This window comes from Streptomyces sp. PU-14G (assembly GCF_041028275.1).
GTDB lineage: Bacteria > Actinomycetota > Actinomycetes > Streptomycetales > Streptomycetaceae > Streptomyces.
This window is the reverse complement of record NZ_JASKYT010000714.1, coordinates 1-1088: the sequence shown is the minus strand read 5'-3', so window position 1 is coordinate 1088 and position 1088 is coordinate 1. Positions and strand designations below refer to the sequence as shown.

Annotated in this window: 1 pseudogene; it reads right to left on the bottom strand. The window is 74.3% G+C overall.

The window, feature by feature from the left end:
• Positions 1 to 191: 191 nt before the first annotated feature.
• A pseudogene (locus AB8Z75_RS34905) lies at positions 192 to 1088 on the bottom strand (peptidase); the annotation flags it as partial.

Genomic DNA, 1088 nt, shown 5'->3' with positions numbered 1-1088 from the left:
GCCGCGAACAGTCGGGTGTTGCCGCCGCCCGTCTGGGCCAGGTCGCCCTCGCCCACGACCGGGTAGGGGAGCGGGTGCATGCGGGCCGGCACAAGGGGTGCCGCACCGCACGTGGGTGCTGCTCGACAGGGGCCGCCCCTCGAAGCGACAGGGACGCCCGTCGAGCAGCGCGCCTCACTTCCCGCCGCGCCTCACTTCCCGCCGCGGCGCACGATGCGCAAAGTCGTCACACCGACCGCGAGGAGACCGATGGCGACCGCCGCGAACAGTCGGGTGTTGCCGCCGCCCGTCTGGGCCAGGTCGCCCTCGCCCACGACGGCGCCGCCCCCACCGACCGTCGCCGGGCGTTCGGCCGTCGCCGGGGCGCTTCGCCGGGCCACCCCGCCCACCGCGGCGGAGGTGGTGCAGTCGAGGACTCCGCTGAACGTCTTCGCGTACCCGTGCGGCCCGCGCACCGGGATGCGGTAGGGCTGGTCCTCCTCCACCGGCACGGTCACCGTGCCCCGCTCGCCTCCGGCGATCTCCTCCCGCTCCTTGCCGACCCGCAACGGAAAGGTCGCGTCGCCGCTGTTGTCGACGTTGATGTCCACACCGTGCCCGGCGCAGTTCTCCCGGGAGGTAGTGGCCGGCACGGGGCCGCGCTCGGCCCAGTTGACGGAAGCCGTGGCCGAGACCGTCGCCTGGCTGGAACCGGCCAGGATCTGGGCCTGGCTCCTGCCGCGCTCCCCTGCCCCGGTCAGCACCCTGCCCACCGGGACCTTGGTCGCCGCCTGCGCGGTCAGCGAAGCGGCGCCGGGGTCGGCGGCCTTGGGCAGATCGAAGTACAGCTTCGTACCGTTGCGGGCCGAGTCGACCGGTTCGCCCTTCTTGTCGACGACCCGTACCCCCGCGGAGGCGGCACGCGGACTCGGCGCCACGCTAACGGTGGAGGCGGTCGTGCGGACGGTCACCGGACCGGCGCGGCTGCCGCTCTTGCCGGAGACCTCCGCCCTGTCGAACGCCAGGGACGGGCCGGGCTCGGCCGTGCTCCTGGCCTTCTTGACGAGGTAGGTGGCCAGCTTTCGGGCGGCGGGGTCGGTGGGGGTGAT